19 protein-coding genes are annotated in these 16,140 nt (G+C 60.9%); 17 read left to right on the forward strand and 2 right to left on the reverse strand.

All coding sequences use genetic code 11. From position 1 onward, the window contains the following. Positions 1-51: 51 nt before the first annotated feature. The 16 genes from FHT29_RS09900 (at position 52) to FHT29_RS09975 (ending at position 14,016) form a co-directional block, all read left to right on the forward strand. Positions 52-444, forward strand: a complete 393-nt coding sequence (locus FHT29_RS09900) for a VOC family protein (protein ID WP_037203016.1) — start codon at positions 52-54, stop codon at positions 442-444. Between the two features lie 111 nt (positions 445-555). Then, positions 556-1,620 (forward strand): tryptophan--tRNA ligase, encoded by a 1,065-nt coding sequence (gene trpS, locus FHT29_RS09905; protein ID WP_037203316.1) that lies wholly within the window; start codon positions 556-558, stop codon positions 1,618-1,620. Between the two features lie 75 nt (positions 1,621-1,695). After that, a complete protein-coding gene (locus FHT29_RS09910; protein ID WP_037203017.1) occupies positions 1,696-2,187 on the forward strand; it encodes a universal stress protein in 492 nt (163 codons plus the stop codon). 117 nt (positions 2,188-2,304) lie between these two features. Then, the gene (locus FHT29_RS09915) at positions 2,305-2,871 is read left to right on the forward strand and encodes a NifU family protein (protein WP_037203019.1); all 567 of its coding nucleotides are present in this window, start codon (positions 2,305-2,307) and stop codon (positions 2,869-2,871) included. Between the two features lie 24 nt (positions 2,872-2,895). Then, a complete protein-coding gene (gene tsaB / locus FHT29_RS09920) occupies positions 2,896-3,552 on the forward strand; it encodes a tRNA (adenosine(37)-N6)-threonylcarbamoyltransferase complex dimerization subunit type 1 TsaB (RefSeq protein ID WP_037203021.1) in 657 nt (218 codons plus the stop codon). 2 nt (positions 3,553-3,554) lie between these two features. After that, on the forward strand, positions 3,555-4,049 hold the full coding sequence (locus FHT29_RS09925; RefSeq protein WP_047641079.1) for an N-acetyltransferase: 495 nt from the start codon (positions 3,555-3,557) through the stop codon (positions 4,047-4,049). A gap of 38 nt (positions 4,050-4,087) precedes the next feature. Further along, positions 4,088-4,516 (forward strand): Fur family transcriptional regulator, encoded by a 429-nt coding sequence (locus FHT29_RS09930; RefSeq protein ID WP_037203024.1) that lies wholly within the window; start codon positions 4,088-4,090, stop codon positions 4,514-4,516. A 30-nt stretch (positions 4,517-4,546) separates the two neighbouring features. Further along, the gene (locus FHT29_RS09935; protein ID WP_037203026.1) at positions 4,547-5,344 is read left to right on the forward strand and encodes a lysophospholipid acyltransferase family protein; all 798 of its coding nucleotides are present in this window, start codon (positions 4,547-4,549) and stop codon (positions 5,342-5,344) included. Between the two features lie 60 nt (positions 5,345-5,404). Continuing rightward, on the forward strand, positions 5,405-6,817 hold the full coding sequence (gene miaB / locus FHT29_RS09940) for a tRNA (N6-isopentenyl adenosine(37)-C2)-methylthiotransferase MiaB (protein WP_168596540.1): 1,413 nt from the start codon (positions 5,405-5,407) through the stop codon (positions 6,815-6,817). 30 nt (positions 6,818-6,847) lie between these two features. Continuing rightward, the gene (locus FHT29_RS09945; RefSeq protein ID WP_037203030.1) at positions 6,848-7,900 is read left to right on the forward strand and encodes a PhoH family protein; all 1,053 of its coding nucleotides are present in this window, start codon (positions 6,848-6,850) and stop codon (positions 7,898-7,900) included. A gap of 18 nt (positions 7,901-7,918) precedes the next feature. Beyond that, positions 7,919-8,425, forward strand: coding sequence for an rRNA maturation RNase YbeY (ybeY, locus tag FHT29_RS09950; RefSeq protein ID WP_047556201.1), 507 nt, complete (start codon positions 7,919-7,921; stop codon positions 8,423-8,425). Positions 8,426-8,450: 25 nt separating this feature from the next. Further along, positions 8,451-9,623 (forward strand): hemolysin family protein, encoded by a 1,173-nt coding sequence (locus tag FHT29_RS09955; RefSeq protein ID WP_047556199.1) that lies wholly within the window; start codon positions 8,451-8,453, stop codon positions 9,621-9,623. A 78-nt stretch (positions 9,624-9,701) separates the two neighbouring features. Continuing rightward, positions 9,702-11,303, forward strand: a complete 1,602-nt coding sequence (gene lnt, locus FHT29_RS09960) for an apolipoprotein N-acyltransferase (RefSeq protein ID WP_047556198.1) — start codon at positions 9,702-9,704, stop codon at positions 11,301-11,303. Positions 11,304-11,456: 153 nt separating this feature from the next. After that, a complete protein-coding gene (locus FHT29_RS09965; protein WP_037203317.1) occupies positions 11,457-11,876 on the forward strand; it encodes a helix-turn-helix domain-containing protein in 420 nt (139 codons plus the stop codon). Between the two features lie 188 nt (positions 11,877-12,064). Next, on the forward strand, positions 12,065-13,318 hold the full coding sequence (metK, locus tag FHT29_RS09970; RefSeq protein ID WP_037203038.1) for a methionine adenosyltransferase: 1,254 nt from the start codon (positions 12,065-12,067) through the stop codon (positions 13,316-13,318). After that, complete coding sequence (locus FHT29_RS09975) at positions 13,315-14,016, forward strand: tRNA (guanosine(46)-N(7))-methyltransferase TrmB (RefSeq protein ID WP_037203041.1); 702 nt, start codon at positions 13,315-13,317, stop codon at positions 14,014-14,016. Before metK ends, FHT29_RS09975 begins: the two co-directional genes overlap by 4 nt. 174 nt (positions 14,017-14,190) lie before the next feature. Here the strand turns inward: FHT29_RS09975 and FHT29_RS09980 are convergent, their stop codons facing one another. Both FHT29_RS09980 and FHT29_RS09985 read right to left on the reverse strand, forming a co-directional pair. Beyond that, the gene (locus tag FHT29_RS09980) at positions 14,191-14,448 is read right to left on the reverse strand and encodes a DUF1150 family protein (RefSeq protein ID WP_037203042.1); all 258 of its coding nucleotides are present in this window, start codon (positions 14,446-14,448) and stop codon (positions 14,191-14,193) included. 45 nt (positions 14,449-14,493) lie between these two features. Next, positions 14,494-14,925, reverse strand: coding sequence for an Hsp20 family protein (locus FHT29_RS09985; RefSeq protein WP_037203043.1), 432 nt, complete (start codon positions 14,923-14,925; stop codon positions 14,494-14,496). Between the two features lie 229 nt (positions 14,926-15,154). On the opposite strand from FHT29_RS09985, the gene FHT29_RS09990 reads away from it, so the two are divergent. Further along, a complete protein-coding gene (locus FHT29_RS09990; protein WP_047556196.1) occupies positions 15,155-16,099 on the forward strand; it encodes a nucleoside hydrolase in 945 nt (314 codons plus the stop codon). The last annotated feature ends 41 nt before the right edge of the window (positions 16,100-16,140 follow it).

The raw sequence follows: 16,140 nt of genomic DNA on the forward strand, positions 1-16,140 counted from the left end.
CTCCCCGCCAGCGGGGCGAGGGAACGGCTTTACCAAATGCGGAGTTCTTCCATGCCCCAATCCCTCTTTCTCGTCGCCCTCGTCGTCGATGATTATGATCGTGCCAAGGCTTTCTACTGCGATTGCCTCGATTTCGACTGTCTGCTGGATGAGCTGCAGCCGGAGGGCAAGCGCTGGGTCGTGATCAAGCCGAAGGGCGGAGAAGGCGCTGCGCTGCTGCTTGCGCAGGCGGCCGATGACAGGCAGCGCGCCGCGATCGGCAACCAGACCGGCGGCCGCGTCGGGTTCTTCCTCAAGACCGACGATTTCGCCCGCGATCATGCGGCGATGAAGGAGAAGGGCGTGCGCTTCCTGGAAGAGCCGCGCCATGAGGTCTACGGCACCGTGGCGGTCTTTGCCGACCCCTACGGCAATACCTGGGATCTGATCGAGCATTCTTCGTGAGTCGCAACGATATAGCCTCTTGATCCCGGCCTGTCCGGCGTGCATAAGCCGCTCGAAACCAAGGGTCGAGCGCTGCTCACCCGGGCCCTCCACAAGCCTTTCGAGGACGACATGACCGAATTCAAGCCGCTGGTATTCTCCGGCGTTCAACCCACAGGCAATCTCCATCTCGGCAATTATCTTGGCGCGATCCGCAAGTTCGTGGCCCTGCAGGCCAACAACGACTGCATCTACTGCGTCGTAGACATGCATGCGCTGACCGCTCAGCTCGTGCATGACGACATGCCGGGCCAGACGCGGTCGATCACCGCCGCGTTTCTCGCCGCCGGCATCGATCCGGAGAAGCATATCGTCTTCAATCAGTCGGCCGTGCCGCAGCACGCCGAACTCGCCTGGATCTTCAATTGCGTCGCCCGCATCGGCTGGATGAACCGCATGACGCAGTTCAAGGACAAGGCCGGCAAGGATCGCGAGCAGGCCTCGCTCGGCCTTTACGCCTATCCGAGCCTGATGGCCGCCGACATCCTGCTCTATCGCGCCACGCATGTTCCGGTCGGCGACGACCAGAAGCAGCATCTGGAGCTGACCCGCGACATCGCCATGAAGTTCAATCTGGACTACATGGAGCACATTCGCCGCACGGGCTATGGCATCGACATCACCGTCGGCGACGAGCCGGTGCATGCCTATTTCCCCATGGTCGAGCCGTTGATCGACGGCCCGGCACCGCGCGTCATGTCGCTGCGTGACGGCACCAAGAAGATGTCGAAATCCGACGCCTCGGACCTGTCGCGCATCAATCTGCTCGACGATGAAGAGAACATCTCGAAGAAGATCCGCAAGGCCAAGACCGATCCGGACGGCTTGCCGAGCGAAGCAGACGGCCTTGCCGGCCGCCCGGAGGCCGACAATCTGGTCGGCATCTATGCCGCGCTCGCCGACAAGTCGAAGGCGGAGGTTCTCTCCGAATTCGGCGGCCAGCAGTTCTCCGTCTTCAAGCCGGCGCTGGTCGATCTTGCCGTGCAGGTGCTCTCGCCGATCACGAACGAAATGCGCCGGCTGATGGCCGATCCCGGCCATATCGACGCCGTCCTGCGTGACGGCAGCGCCCGCGCCCGCGCTCGCGCCGACGTGACGATGAAGCAGGTCCGCGACATCGTCGGCTTCATCTACTGATGATCTCGTAGACGAGGGCTCCCGTCGAAAAACGGGGGCTTGCAAAACGCCGCCTTCGGGTGTCAGAGTCGCCGCATGGTATCAACACGTCTCTCACGGCTCGAAGGTCATCGCCGCAAGTTCATGGCGGTCATCGACGGCACACCCGAATGCCAGCGCGCCGTCCATTATGCCGGCCGGCGTGCCAAGAATTCCAATGGCGGCCTTGTGCTCCTCTACGTGATCCCCGAGGGCGACTTCCAGCAATGGCTTGGCGTCGAGGAGATCATGCGGGCGGAGGCGCGCGAAGAAGCGGAAGCGGTGACGGCAAAGGCGGCGCAGAATATCCGCGAGAATGTCGGCATCGATGCGGAAATCGTCATTCGCGAGGGATCCGCCGCCGAGCAGATCAACGCCGTGATCGAAGAGGATCGCGATATCGCGCTGCTCGTTCTTGCCGCAGGTTCGGCCAAGGAAGGGCCGGGTCCGCTGGTCTCGTCGATCGCCGGGCGCGCGGCTGCCTTTCCGATCCCGGTGACGGTGCTGCCTGATACGCTGACCAACGAGGAAATCGACGCCCTCAGCTGATCCGTGCGTGCTATTTCTTGAGAATTACTCTCTTGAATAGAGCGGCCAAAAGGCCTATTTTCTTTTGAAGCATTCTAAAGTCGGGACCGGGTTTGTGCCCGCCGCATGGAGATCAAGATGTTCATTCAGACCGAAGCGACGCCGAACCCCGCGACCCTGAAGTTCCTGCCGGGCAAGGTGGTGATGGAAAACGGGACGGCCGAGTTCCGCAGTGCCGAGGAAGCCGAAGTCTCGCCGCTTGCGGCCCAGCTTTTCGAGATCCCGGGCGTCACAGGCGTCTATTTCGGTTACGACTTCATTTCCGTCTCCAAGGAGCAACAGGAATGGCAGCATCTGAAGCCCGCCATTCTCGGCTCGATCATGGAGCACTTCATGTCGGGCAAGCCCGTGATGGGTTCTGCCTCGGTTCTGTCCGAGGTGCAGGATGCAGGCGGCGAATTCTTCGATGAAGGCGATGAGGCGATCGTGCTGACCATCAAGGAACTGCTTGAGACCCGCGTGCGCCCCGCCGTTGCCCAGGATGGCGGCGACATCACCTTCCGCGGCTTCCGTGATGGCAAGGTCTACCTCAATATGAAGGGATCCTGCGCCGGTTGCCCGTCTTCGACGGCGACGCTGAAGCACGGCGTGCAGAATCTGCTGCGCCATTTCGTTCCGGAAGTTCAGGAAGTCGAAGCCGTCTAATCTCCGGCTTTTCGGAAAGTTGACATGATCGTACTGGCGCTCGACACGGCAGGTGTGGATTGCGCTGCCGCTGTGTATGATAGCGGCAGTGATTCTGTGATGGGGGAGGTCACGGAAACGATCGGACGGGGACATGCCGAGCATCTGATGCACGTGGTCGACGAGGCGCTGGCGAAAGCCGGTACGGCGCTCTCAGATGTCGAACGCGTCGTCGTGACGGTCGGTCCCGGTTCCTTCACCGGCATCCGCATCGGCGTTGCCGCCGCGCGTGGTTTTGCACTCTCCCTCGATATTCCGGCCGTTGGCGTCACGACCCTCGAGGTCATGGCGGCGGCAGCCGGAAAGCAGAATCCTGGCAAGCCGGTTTTGGCCGCCATCGACGCCAAGCGCGAGGAGATTTATCTCCAGGCCTTTGGCGCCAATGGCGACCCGCTGGACGAGGCACGTGCGGTGACAGTCGATGAGGCGCGGACGATCGCTGCCGCCTTCGACGGCATTGTCACCGGAACGGCTGTCGCCCGGTTGAGCGATGCGCCGCCAGCGGAGCGGCCTGACGCATTTCCGATTGCCGTCGTCGCCCGGCTGGGCGCTGCCAAACCTGTCAGCGAAAAGCCGAAGCCGCTTTATCTTCGCGGACCCGACGCCAGACCGCAGGCCGGATACGCAGTTGCCAGGCAGTAGAAATGCTCGAATCCTATCTCACTCTGAAAGCCGAATACGAAATCATCCCGATGGAGTTAAAGGATTGCGCCGAGGTGGCGCTCCTGCACGGTGAACGATTTTCGCGGGTTTGGGACGAAACCGAATTTCAGGATCTCCTCTCGCAGGACCTGACTTTCGGCTTCGTCGCCCGCCAGACCAATGCCATTCTGAAGAAGGCGCTTCCCGGCTTCGTGCTGGCAAGGCATGTGGCGGGCGAGGCCGAGATCCTGACGATCGCCGTCAATGCCAAGCTCGGCCGCTCCGGCCTCGGCTGGCGGCTGATGCAGGCGGCATTGCGCGAAGCCCGCAATCGCGGCGGCGACACCATGTTCCTGGAGGTCGATGGCGGCAATAAGCCGGCGCTCGGCCTCTACCGCAAGCTTGGCTTCGAGACGGTCGGTGAACGCAAGGCCTATTATGTCAGCGACACCGGCACGAAGTCGTCGGCGCTTGTCATGCGCCGCGTTCTTCGCTAGTCCGTTGTCGCAGTCCAATAGACCGAAGACAGCAATTGATGGATGATCCGGTAAAAACCCTGGAGGAGCTTTGCGCCGAGCGCGGCATGCGCATGACGGAGCAGCGCCGGGTCATTGCACGTATCATCGAGACCTCCGAGGATCATCCGGATGTCGAAGAGCTTTACCGGCGTTCCGTGAAGGTGGATGCGAAGATCTCGATCTCCACGGTATATCGCACTGTGAAGCTGTTCGAGGACGCAGGGCTGCTCGCTCGCCACGATTTCCGCGATGGCCGCTCGCGCTACGAAACGGTGCCGGAAGAGCACCATGACCATCTGATCGATCTGAAGAGCGGCGAGGTGATCGAATTTCATTCGCCGGAGATCGAGGCGCTGCAGGAGCGCATTGCCCGCGAACACGGTTTCAAGCTCGTCGACCATAGGCTGGAGCTTTACGGCATCCCGCTGAAGAAGGACGAAGGTTGAGGTGAAGGCAGTCGTGCGGGAGCGAATGATTTGGTGACCTGGCTGCGCATCGGCTGTGCCGCCATCGTCATTTCTGTCGTCAGCCTGGTGCTGCTGCCGCTGCAGATCGTTTGCTTGCGTTTCGACTGGAAGCTGAGGCGATATCTGCCGCGCTACTGGCATCGCATCGTCTGCTATTGGCTCGGCGTCCGCATCCATGTGATCGGAAAGATCGAGGCTGACAGACCCTTGATGCTCGCCTCGAACCACTCATCCTGGCTCGATATTCTCGTGCTTTCGGCGGTCGCCGATGTCGCCTTCATCGCCAAATCCGAGGTGAGGGACTGGCCGATCTTCGGTCTTTTCGCGCAATGGCAGAAGAGCGTCTTCATCGAGCGTGAGCAGAAACGCAAGACCGGCGAGCAGGTGAACGAAATCGCGGAGCGTATGGCTGACGGCGAAATCATGGTGCTGTTTCCGGAAGGGACGACCTCCGATGGCAATCGCCTGCTCGAGGTCAAGTCCTCGCTGTTCGGTGCCGCCGCCGCCGCGTTGCCGAAGACGCCGGATGCAGTCGTGCATGTCCAGCCAGTCGCCGTCGCCTATACCCGCATTCACGGTGTCGCGATGGGTCGTTATCACCGACCGATCTCGGCCTGGCCCGGCGACATCGAGCTGGCACCGCATCTGAAGGATATCGTTGCCTGTGGCGCCATCGATGTGGATGTCTGTTTCGGCGAGGCCGTGGATTATCGTGCCGGCTCCAACCGCAAGGACGTCAGCGCCACCATCGCGCGGCGCATCCGCACAATGCTCGCCAGCCGCCTGCTTGGCCGCGAGATCGCTTGATTTCCAGGTGATTCCAACTTTTTCATTTTCTCGGCAAGCAAAAGCCACTACATAGCGGCCATGACCAAGGACAGTGCACTTCTCGACGCCCCGGCGACGGCTGCATCGCAGCTCGGCCACCGCGACGGCTCCAACAGCCGCAAGGTTTTCATCAAGACCTACGGCTGCCAGATGAATGTCTATGACTCCACGCGGATGAGCGACGCGCTTGCCCGCGATGGCTATGAGCCGACCGAGGACATGGAGGAGGCCGATCTCGTCCTCCTGAACACCTGTCATATCCGCGAGAAGGCGGCCGAAAAGGTCTATTCCGCGCTTGGCCGCCTGCGCGACATGAAGAAGCGCAAGGCCGCCGACGGCCGCGAGATGATGATCGGGGTTACCGGCTGCGTCGCCCAGGCAGAGGGCGAGGAGATCCTTCGTCGTGCGCCGGCCGTCGATGTGGTCATTGGCCCGCAGACCTATCACCGCCTGCCGGATGCGCTACGCCGCGCCAAGGAAGGCCATCGTGTCGTCGATACGGAATATGCGATCGAGGACAAGTTCGAACATCTGCCGGCGCCGGAGAGGGCGAAGATCCGTTCCCGCGGCGTCACCGCCTTCCTGACGGTGCAGGAAGGCTGCGACAAGTTCTGCACCTTCTGCGTAGTGCCCTATACGCGCGGCTCCGAAGTCTCCCGCTCGGTCGCCCAGATCGTCGAGGAGGCCGAGAAACTTGTGGATGGCGGCGTGCGCGAAATCACGCTGCTCGGGCAGAACGTCAATGCCTGGCATGGCGCCGGCCCCAATGGTGAAGCCTGGAGCCTGGGTGATCTGCTCTATCGTCTGGCGGAAATCCCTGGCCTTGCGCGGCTGCGCTACACGACCAGCCATCCGCGCGACATGGATGAGCGGCTGATCGATGCGCATCGTAACCTGCGCACGCTGATGCCTTACCTGCATCTGCCTGTTCAGTCCGGTTCCGACCGCATCCTGAAGGCGATGAACCGGCGGCATACGGCTGCCGAATATTTGGCGCTCATCGAGAAAATCCGCGCCGCGCGGCCGGATATCGCCCTTTCCGGGGATTTTATCGTCGGTTTCCCGGGGGAGACAGATCAGGATTTTGAGGATACATTGAGACTGGTCGAGGAGGTGAACTATGCGCAAGCCTTCTCGTTCAAATATTCCACGCGTCCGGGCACACCCGGTGCTGACTTGAAGGACCAGGTGGCCGAAGAGATCAAGGCGGAACGGCTGGAACGGTTGCAGGCGTTGCTGTTGAAACAGCAGCATGCGTTCGCCGACGCTTGTGTGGGCAAAGTCGTGGATATCCTCCTGGAAAAGCCGGGCCGCATGCCGGGCCAGTTGATTGGACGATCTCCCTGGCTGCAATCTGTGAATGTTGATGCAAAAGCATCGCAAATCGGTGACATTATCAACGTACGAATCACCGGAACCAGCACGAACAGCCTTTTCGCTGACTTGCTCTAGGTTCTGGACGGGCACAAGGAGCCACACCGCTTGAACGGACAGGAATTGGTTTCTTCTTCATCGCGCCAGCCCCGCACCGCGAGCGACGCCAATCACTTCATCCTGACGTTCGAGAACAATAGGTTCGCCAGCGAACTCTTCGGACAGTTCGATCAGAACTTGAAGCTGCTTGAGGAACGTCTCGGCATCGATGCCCGCGCCCGCGGCAATTCGGTCGTCATAACAGGCGATGTGCCGGCCACCAATCAGGCGCGCCGCACGCTCGATTATCTCTATGACAAGCTGCAAAAAGGCGGCAATGTAGAGCGTTCCGACGTAGAAGGGGCAATCCGCATGGCGGTTGCCGCCGATGACCAATTGACGCTGCCGACCATGGAGAGAAAAGCCAAGTTGACGATGGCGCAGGTTTCGACGCGCAAGAAGACGATCATCGCTCGCACGCCGACCCAGGATGCCTATCTGCGCGCCCTGGAGCGGTCCGAGATGGTCTTCGGCGCCGGCCCCGCCGGCACAGGCAAGACCTATCTCGCCGTTGCGCACGCTGCCCAGCTTCTGGAGCGCGGCGCCGTGGAGAAGATCATCCTGTCGCGGCCGGCCGTCGAGGCCGGTGAGCGCCTCGGCTTCCTGCCCGGCGACATGAAGGAGAAGGTCGATCCTTATCTGCGTCCGCTTTATGACGCGCTCTACGACATGATGCCGGGCGACAAGGTCGAACGTGCCATCACCGCAGGCGTCATCGAGATCGCGCCGCTTGCCTTCATGCGCGGCCGCACGCTCGCCAACGCCGCCGTCATCCTCGACGAGGCGCAGAACACGACGTCGATGCAGATGAAGATGTTCCTGACCCGCCTCGGCGAGAATTCGCGGATGATCATCACGGGCGATCCGAGCCAGATCGACTTGCCGCGCGGCATCAAGTCCGGCCTGGTGGAAGCGTTGCAGCTGCTCAACGGCGTCGAGGGCATCAGCATCATCCGCTTCAAGGATATCGACGTCGTCCGTCACCCGCTGGTGGGGCGCATCGTTCGGGCCTATGACTCGACCTATGCCGCACAGGCAGAGGAAGGCGCTCCGCAGATTTGATCTGCGGCGCACAAGCTCATGGCCGAACTCGACATACAGATCAGTGTGGAGGAGGGCGCTTGGCCCTCCGAAGAGGTATTGCAGCCGCTCGCCGGGCGTGTGCTGGAAGTAGCCGCGAACTACCTTAGGAAACACGAGAAGCAGCCCTTTCCGAAGATGGCGCCCGAATTGTCGCTGGTGTTCACCGACGACGCCTCGATCCGCGAGATCAACGCCGAATGGCGCTCACAGGACAAGGCGACGAACGTACTTTCCTTTCCCGCCTTTCCGCTGCAGCCCGGCGGCAAGCCCGGCCCCATGCTCGGCGATATCATCATCGCCAGGGAGACGGTGGAGCGCGAGGCGATCGACCTCGAAAAGAGTTTTGACGACCATCTGACCCATTTGATGGTGCATGGTTTCTTGCATCTCTTCGGCTACGACCATATGAATAATAGCGAGGCCGAAAGAATGGAGGGGCTGGAGACTCGCATTTTGGCGGAGCTTGGCCTATCTGACCCCTATGCGGGACAGGACCCCATTTGATTTGAACCCTGTCTGACCAGGAACAATGAGCGACTTTACGACAAGATCGGCCCCCGAGGCCAAAGACGGCGCCGATACGGCCTCCTCCGACGAGGTTGGCAGTAGTAGCAACGGCAAGCGATCCCAATCTTCATTCTGGGCGCGTGCTGCGCGCATTCTGCGCCCGGCACAGGACTCCGCCCGGCTGCGCGAGGATCTCGCCGACGCGTTGATGACCAACGCGACGGGTGACGATGCCTTTTCCCCGGATGAGCGGGCGATGTTGCACAACATCCTTCGCTTCCGCGAGGTGCGCGTCGAAGACGTCATGGTGCCGCGCGCCGACATCGAGGCAGTGGATCAGAACATCACCATCGGCGAGCTGATGATCCTGTTCGAGGAGAGCGGCCGCTCGCGCATGCCTGTCTATGCCGATACGCTGGATGATCCGCGCGGCATGGTGCATATTCGCGACCTCCTGTCCTATGTCGCCAAGCAGGCTCGCAACAAGCGCCGGAGCGGTACAGCCAAGGCTGCCGGGTCCGCGACAGGTGTGACTGCTGCGGCAGAAAAGGCGCCGCGCTCGGCCAAGCCCAATTTCGATCTCTCGCGCGTCGATCTGCAGAAAACGTTGGCGGACGCCGGCATCATCCGCAAGATCCTGTTCGTGCCGCCGTCCATGCTGGCCTCCGACCTCTTGCGCCGCATGCAGGTCAACCGCACGCAGATGGCGCTGGTCATCGACGAATATGGCGGTACGGACGGCCTGGCCTCGCATGAGGATATCGTCGAGATGGTCGTCGGCGACATCGACGATGAGCACGACGATGACGAGGTGATGTTCAAACGCGTTTCCGAGGACGTTTTCGTGGCCGACGCCCGCGTCGAACTGGAGGAGATCGCCGAGGCGATCGGCCCGGATTTCGATATCGCCGAACAGGTGGACGAAGTGGATACGCTCGGCGGCCTGATCTTCTCAGCGCTCGGCCGCATTCCCGTGCGTGGCGAGCTCGTACAGGCGCTGCCGGGCTTCGAATTCCACATTCTCGATGCCGATCCACGCCGCATCAAGCGGGTGCGCATCACGCGCAAGCGGCATGCCGCACGCCGTCGCCCGATCAAGGCAGAGGGCGAAGCCGGCGTGACCGAGCGCGGCCTGCCGTCACCGGAGGCAATCGCCGAGGAAACTTCGGCCGAGCGCAACAGCGCCAGCCAATAAATGGCGCCTCGGCGGGACAAACCGCTGCTTTTTTGAAAGACTGCGGCCAGTTGATTCGCGGTTGGACGGAGCTGGCGCATGGAATGGCTTTCGGGCAGGGTGATCCTCGTCTGGGGTTTTAAACGTGCGCTGCTTGCCATTCTGGCTGGTGCCTTCGGCGTGCTGGCGCTGCCGCCCTTCGGCTTCTTTGCCGCCATGTTCGTCTCCTTTACGCTGCTGGTCTGGCTGCTCGACGGCGTCGCTGCCGGCCCTGATAGCGGGCTTTTAGGCCGGCTATGGCCGGCCTTCTTCACCGGTTGGCTGTTCGGTTTCGGCTATTTCGTCGCCGGTCTGTGGTGGCTTGGCCACGCGCTGCTGATCGACGCCGATGAGTTTGCCTGGGCGCTGCCGCTGGCAATCCTCGGCCTGCCGGCCTTCCTGGCGATCTTTTATGGCGTGGCGACCGTGCTTGCTCGGATTTTGTGGTCCGACGGCATGGGACGCATCGCGGCGCTCGCCTTCAGCTTCGGTCTGCTGGAGTGGTTGCGGAGCTTTCTCTTTACCGGCTTTCCCTGGAATGCCATCGGTTATGGCGCCATGCCCATTCCGCTGATGATGCAGTCGGCGCATGTGGTCGGCGTGCTTGGCGTCACCGTGCTTGCCGTCTTCGTCTTCGCCGCGCCGGCCCTGCTCGGAACGCGTCAGGGCCGGGTGCCAGGGATGGCGCTGGCCGTGCTCCTCGCCGCCGCCGATTTCGGTTACGGATACTATGCACTGAGCCTGCCGGATGCGCCGTCAGCGGGCGGCAAGGCGGCAACCGTCGTGCGCATCGTCCAGCCGTCCATCGATCAGGAAACCAAGATGGACTCGGATGCAGACCGCGCCGCCGTCTTCGACAGGCACCTGGCTCTCTCGGTGCAGCCGCCGGCCAATGGCGGCAAGCGCCCCGATATCATCGTCTGGCCGGAAACCGCCGTGCCCTTCATCCTGACCGACAATCGTGATGCGCTTGCCCGCATCGCGGACCAGCTCGACGACGATCAGATCCTGATCACCGGCGCGGTTCGCGTCGAGGACATGGGCCCTGGCGCTGCGCCGCGCTATTATAATTCGATCTATGTCATCGACGGCCGCGGCCAGATCATCGGCGCATCCGACAAGACCCATCTCGTGCCCTTCGGCGAATATGTGCCCTTTGAAAGTATCCTGAGCTATCTCGGTATCGAGAACGTCGTGGAATTGCCGGGAGGATTTTCCGCGGCCACGAAGCGGCAGTTGCTGACTTTGCCTGATGGCATCAAGCTTTATCCACTGATTTGTTACGAAATCATCTTCCCGAACGAGATGACGCCGGAAATCCGGCAGGCCGACGCGATATTGAACGTCACGAATGATGGCTGGTTCGGCGACACGCCGGGGCCTTATCAGCATTTCCTGCAGGCAAGGGTAAGGGCGGTGGAGCAGGGACTGCCGCTGATTCGCAGTGCCAATACCGGCATCTCGGCCTTTGTCGATCCGCATGGGCGTGTGCTCTCCGGAATCGATTATAATCAGCAGGGCTTCATAGACGCGACTTTGGGTGGTGCAACCCCATCGGGTATCGACGACGGAGCACGAAAAGTATACTTCTGGTTGATTACGGGTATAGGCGGCATAATCGCGCTGATTTCACGCATGGGTTTTATTTCAAGGGTGAATTGACCAAAAAACCCTAAAATTGCATAGTGCTTGGTGTCCGCCTTTTTGAACGTAAACTGGAGGCCTTGGGGGCGTCGGCTGCAACGTGGCGTTATAGGGGTGGTGAAGGGTACCGGGTGGCAAGGGCCTGAATTCAACCTATGTTAGGGTAATATGATGATTGAGAACAAAAAAAAGCCGAACCCCATCGACATTCATGTCGGAAGCCGCATACGCCTCCGCCGCACCATGCTTGGCATGAGCCAGGAGAAGCTCGGCGAAAGCCTCGGAATTACGTTTCAGCAGATCCAGAAGTACGAGAAGGGCACTAACCGCGTCGGGGCAAGCCGTCTCCAGAATATTTCCAGTATTCTCAATGTCCCGGTTTCCTTCTTCTTCGAGGATGCCCCAGGCGAGCATAACACCAGCACCGGCGGCATGGCCGAGGCGTCCAGTTCCAATTATGTCGTCGATTTCCTGTCTTCCTCCGAGGGTCTGCAGCTCAATCGCGCCTTCGTGAAGATTTCGGACGGCAAGGTCCGCCGCAAGGTGGTCGAGCTGGTCAAGGCGCTCGCTGCTGAGGCGGACGCCGAATAGACCTTTGGGGACAGCACCGGTATCGTTAAGTCGAGAGGCGGCCATTTTGGCCGCCTCTTCCGTATTTATGGCAAAATTTTACCACTTCAGCCGGGATATAAAGATATATTTATGTCCTTGTGCGACTTGTTTTTCGAGCCGGAGGCGACTATCAAATGTAGAGATTTGTTCTTTGAGGGGAATCCCGTATGCGCGCGAATTATCTGTTTACGAGTGAGTCTGTTGCCGAAGGTCACCCGGATAAAGTTTGTGATCGTATCTCCGACGAAATCGTCGATCTGGTTTACCGCGAGGCCGCAAAGACCGGCGTGAACCCTTGGGGCGTGCGCATTGCCTGCGAGACCCTTGCCACCACCAACCGCGTCGTCATCGCCGGCGAAGTTCGTCTGCCGCCGAGCCTGATGAAGAAGGACAAGGACGGCAACGACGTCATCAATCCCTCGAAGTTCAAGGCTGCGGCTCGCCGCGCCATCAAGGATATCGGCTACGAGCAGGACGGCTTCCACTGGAAGAAGGCTCGCATCGACGTGCTCCTGCATTCGCAGTCCGCCGACATCGCCCAGGGCGTTGACAACGCCTCCGACCAGCAGGGTGACGAAGGTGCGGGCGACCAGGGCATCATGTTTGGCTACGCCTGCCGCGAAACGCCGGATCTCATGCCGGCGCCGATCTACTATTCGCACAGGATCCTGCAGCTGCTCGCCACCGCCCGCAAGAAGGGCGACGGCGATGTCGCAAAGCTCGGCCCGGACGCCAAGAGCCAGGTGACGGTCCGCTACGTCGACGGCAAGCCCGCTGAAGTGACCTCGATCGTGCTGTCCACCCAGCATCTTGACGACAGCTGGGATTCGAAGAAGGTTCGCGCCGTCGTCGAGCCCTATATCCGCGAAGCGCTTGGCGACCTGAAGATCGCGCATGATTGCAAGTGGTACATCAATCCGACCGGCAAGTTCGTCATCGGCGGTCCGGACGGCGACGCAGGCCTCACCGGCCGCAAGATCATCGTCGACACCTACGGCGGTGCAGCACCGCACGGCGGCGGTGCCTTCTCCGGCAAGGACACCACCAAGGTCGACCGTTCCGCCGCTTATGCAGCGCGCTACCTTGCAAAGAACGTCGTGGCCGCCAGCCTTGCCGATCGTTGCACGATCCAGCTGTCCTACGCCATCGGCGTCGCCCAGCCGTTGTCGATTTATGTCGACCTGCACGGCACGGGCAAGGGTGTCAGCGAAGACGATGTCGAAGCAGCCATCCGCAAGAGCATGGATCTTTCACCGACGGGCATCCGCCGGCATCTCGACCTCAACAAGCCGATCTATGCGAAGACCTCGGCCTATGGCCATTTCGGCCGCAAGGCCGGCCGCGACGGCTCCTTCTCCTGGGAGCGCACGGATTTGGTGAAGGCTCTCAAGGAAGCTGTGAAGGTGCGGGAAGCCGCATGATCGACGTCGCTCGCCGATCGCGGGCGACGGAAGCATTCTTCGGCCGGCGCAAGGGTAAAGCCTTGCGTGGCCAGCAGGCCGAGAAGCTGGAGGTATTGCTGCCGCGATACCTCGTCGATCTTTCCGCTCCGGCGCCGCAGCCGCTGAATGACCTTTTCCCGGTGCCGACCGAGCGTCTGCGCCTGGAGATCGGCTTCGGTGGCGGCGAGCATCTGATTCACAGGGCACTGGAACAGCCGGCCACCGGCTTTATCGGCGTCGAACCATTTGTCAATTCGATGCAGAAGCTGCTTGCGCGTGTCGACGAGACCGGTGCGCGCAATCTCCGCGTCTACAATGATGACGCAACACAGCTGTTGGACTGGCTCCCGGACGGCTGCCTGGACCAGATCGATCTGCTCTATCCCGATCCCTGGCCGAAGAAGAAGCATTGGAAACGACGCTTCGTCTCGCAGGTGAATCTCTCCCGTTTCCATCGCGTGCTGAAGCCGGGCGCGTTGTTCTGCTTCGCTTCCGACATAGACACATATGTCAATTGGACGCTGCAGCACTGCCATGCGCATGGCGGGTTCGAATGGACTGCGCGGAATGCCGCCGATTGGCTGACGCCTTACGAGGGATGGCCGAGCACGCGCTATGAGGCAAAAGCCCGGCGCGAAGGGCGGTCTTCGGCCTATCTGACCTTCGAAAGGGTCTGATTGCAGCCGTCAAGGGTAAGAAGTCGGCAAAAAATGTCGGATTGAAACAGGCGCTATTGCGCCAGGACAGCCACATGCGGCCACTGGCTCGAATACACATGCGCCACGATGTTGGCCGGTGTAGAGCACAGTCCTGTGCGAACGGTGAAGCTCACCGTCAGGCGGCGTGATCTGTCAGTGCAGGCTGACCGTCTTGAGTTCGTCCTCGGCAGCGCGATAGAAGGTGCTGGAGCGATTGTCCGTCAGCAGGATCGGCGTGCCGTCGGCACCGAAGAGAGCCCAGAGGTCGACATCGGGATCGATATCAGGCGCCTCGGGGAAGCAACGGGAGACTTCGTTCCAATCCATCTTTCTGATGTAGGCGACTTCGCCGGTGCCGATATTGGCAAGCTCGGATTCGGTTAGGCGGGCGTTAGCTTCTTTCAAAAGCATGTTCGTACCTCCAGTATGAGGGACCAACGGCAGTGAGCCGTTGTCTTACTGTGAGACCGAAATGTTAATTTTCTTTACTATGCGATCCGGTTCCGGCCGAATGAGATCGACGGAGAGAAGCCCATTCTTCAGAACGGCGCCAAGGACCTGCATGCCGTCGGCAAGGACGAAGACGCGCTGGAACTGCCGGGCCGCGATGCCGCGATAAAGATAGTCGCGCTCCCCCTGTTCAATCTGACGCCCGCGGATCAGAAGTTGGTTCTCTTCCGTTGTGACATCAAGTTCGTCCTCCGAAAAACCGGCAACTGCAAGCGTAATGCGCAGACGCTCCGGCTCGCCCGAGAGACGGTCGGCCTGCATGCGCTCGATATTGTAGGGAGGATAACCGTCACTGGCCTTGGAAATCCGCTCCAGTGTCTTTTCCATGGTGTCGAACCCCAGAAGCAGGGGGCTGGCAAAAGGCGTCGTCCGGCTCATCGTTTCAAGTCCTTGGTGTCAAGCGACTGTTCCGGACCTGATCTTCAGCACCCGGTTGCCGTTAATATGGGATTACGCGCCAATGAGTGCAAGGCATCGTGTCTTCGCATTTGCGAGATCGAATTCCGTCGCGAAATATCGGCTTTCGGCGCGCTTCCGAATGTCTTGACAAAGCCTGATCGGACTCGCATCAAAGCCCGTCGATCTGCACCGGAGGAAAGTTACAAACATGACCGAACCTAGAAAAATCATCATCGATACCGATCCCGGTCAGGACGATGCTGCCGCGATTCTGCTTGCTTTCGGCAGCCGCGACGAGATCGAGGTGCTCGGCATAACGACGGTCGCCGGCAATGTGCCGCTGCGGCTGACGAGCCGCAACGGCCGCATCATCTGCGAGCTCTGCAACCGCCGCGATGTGAAGGTTTTCGCCGGTGCCGACGCGCCGATCAAGCGCAAGCTGGTCACCGCCGAACATGTGCACGGCAAGACCGGCCTCGACGGTCCGGATCTGCCCGAGCCGACCATGGAGTTGCAGCCGGGCCATGCCGTCGATTTCATTATCGACACGCTGCGCGGCCAGCCCGAGGGTACGGTCACGCTCTGCACGCTCGGCCCGCTGACCAATATCGCGCTGGCCTTCCAGAAGGCGCCCGACATCGTCGGACGCGTGCGCGAGCTGGTGATGATGGGCGGCGGCTTTTTCGAGGGCGGCAACATCACGCCGGCGGCGGAATTCAACATTTACGTCGATCCCGAAGCGGCGGATATCGTTTTCCGCGCCGGCGTGCCCATCGTCATGATGCCGCTCGACGTCACGCACAAGCTGCTGACGCGCAAGGATCGCGTCGCTCGCATCGCCGCCCTCGGGACTCCACCCGCCAAGGCCATGGTCGAGATGCTGGAGTTCTTCGAACGCTTCGATATCGAGAAATACGGTTCGGATGGCGGTCCGCTGCACGATCCGACCGTGATCGCCTATCTCCTAAAGCCAGAGCTGTTCAAGGGCCGCGATTGCAATGTCGAGATCGAGGTGACATCCGAGCTGACCGTCGGCATGACCGTGGTCGACTGGTGGGGCGTCACCGATCGCAAGCAGAATGCCAAGGTCATGCGCGATGTCGATGCTGACGGCTTCTTTGCGCTGTTGACGGAACGCTTCGCCCGCATCTGATGCGCGAGCAAGAAAAAAGGCCGCCGGATCGCTCCGGCGGC

The sequence above is a fragment of the Rhizobium sp. SG741 genome (genome assembly GCF_012275435.1).
Lineage (GTDB): Bacteria > Pseudomonadota > Alphaproteobacteria > Rhizobiales > Rhizobiaceae > Rhizobium > Rhizobium lusitanum.

What these genes read in the sequence shown, in the direction of transcription:
- trpS (WP_037203316.1), top strand. Translation starts at nt 556, where the DNA reads ATGACCGAATTCAAGCCGCTGGTATTCTCCGGCGTTCAACCCACAGGC.
- tsaB (WP_037203021.1), top strand. Translation starts at nt 2,896, where the DNA reads ATGATCGTACTGGCGCTCGACACGGCAGGTGTGGATTGCGCTGCCGCT.
- FHT29_RS09980 (WP_037203042.1), bottom strand. Translation starts at nt 14,448, where the DNA reads ATGCTTTTGAAAGAAGCTAACGCCCGCCTAACCGAATCCGAGCTTGCC.
- FHT29_RS09915 (WP_037203019.1), top strand. Translation starts at nt 2,305, where the DNA reads ATGTTCATTCAGACCGAAGCGACGCCGAACCCCGCGACCCTGAAGTTC.
- FHT29_RS09965 (WP_037203317.1), top strand. Translation starts at nt 11,457, where the DNA reads ATGATTGAGAACAAAAAAAAGCCGAACCCCATCGACATTCATGTCGGA.
- FHT29_RS09955 (WP_047556199.1), top strand. Translation starts at nt 8,451, where the DNA reads ATGAGCGACTTTACGACAAGATCGGCCCCCGAGGCCAAAGACGGCGCC.
- FHT29_RS09975 (WP_037203041.1), top strand. Translation starts at nt 13,315, where the DNA reads ATGATCGACGTCGCTCGCCGATCGCGGGCGACGGAAGCATTCTTCGGC.
- FHT29_RS09925 (WP_047641079.1), top strand. Translation starts at nt 3,555, where the DNA reads ATGCTCGAATCCTATCTCACTCTGAAAGCCGAATACGAAATCATCCCG.
- FHT29_RS09990 (WP_047556196.1), top strand. Translation starts at nt 15,155, where the DNA reads ATGACCGAACCTAGAAAAATCATCATCGATACCGATCCCGGTCAGGAC.
- lnt (WP_047556198.1), top strand. Translation starts at nt 9,702, where the DNA reads ATGGAATGGCTTTCGGGCAGGGTGATCCTCGTCTGGGGTTTTAAACGT.
- FHT29_RS09900 (WP_037203016.1), top strand. Translation starts at nt 52, where the DNA reads ATGCCCCAATCCCTCTTTCTCGTCGCCCTCGTCGTCGATGATTATGAT.
- miaB (WP_168596540.1), top strand. Translation starts at nt 5,405, where the DNA reads ATGACCAAGGACAGTGCACTTCTCGACGCCCCGGCGACGGCTGCATCG.
- metK (WP_037203038.1), top strand. Translation starts at nt 12,065, where the DNA reads ATGCGCGCGAATTATCTGTTTACGAGTGAGTCTGTTGCCGAAGGTCAC.
- ybeY (WP_047556201.1), top strand. Translation starts at nt 7,919, where the DNA reads ATGGCCGAACTCGACATACAGATCAGTGTGGAGGAGGGCGCTTGGCCC.
- FHT29_RS09930 (WP_037203024.1), top strand. Translation starts at nt 4,088, where the DNA reads ATGGATGATCCGGTAAAAACCCTGGAGGAGCTTTGCGCCGAGCGCGGC.
- FHT29_RS09985 (WP_037203043.1), bottom strand. Translation starts at nt 14,925, where the DNA reads ATGAGCCGGACGACGCCTTTTGCCAGCCCCCTGCTTCTGGGGTTCGAC.
- FHT29_RS09910 (WP_037203017.1), top strand. Translation starts at nt 1,696, where the DNA reads ATGGTATCAACACGTCTCTCACGGCTCGAAGGTCATCGCCGCAAGTTC.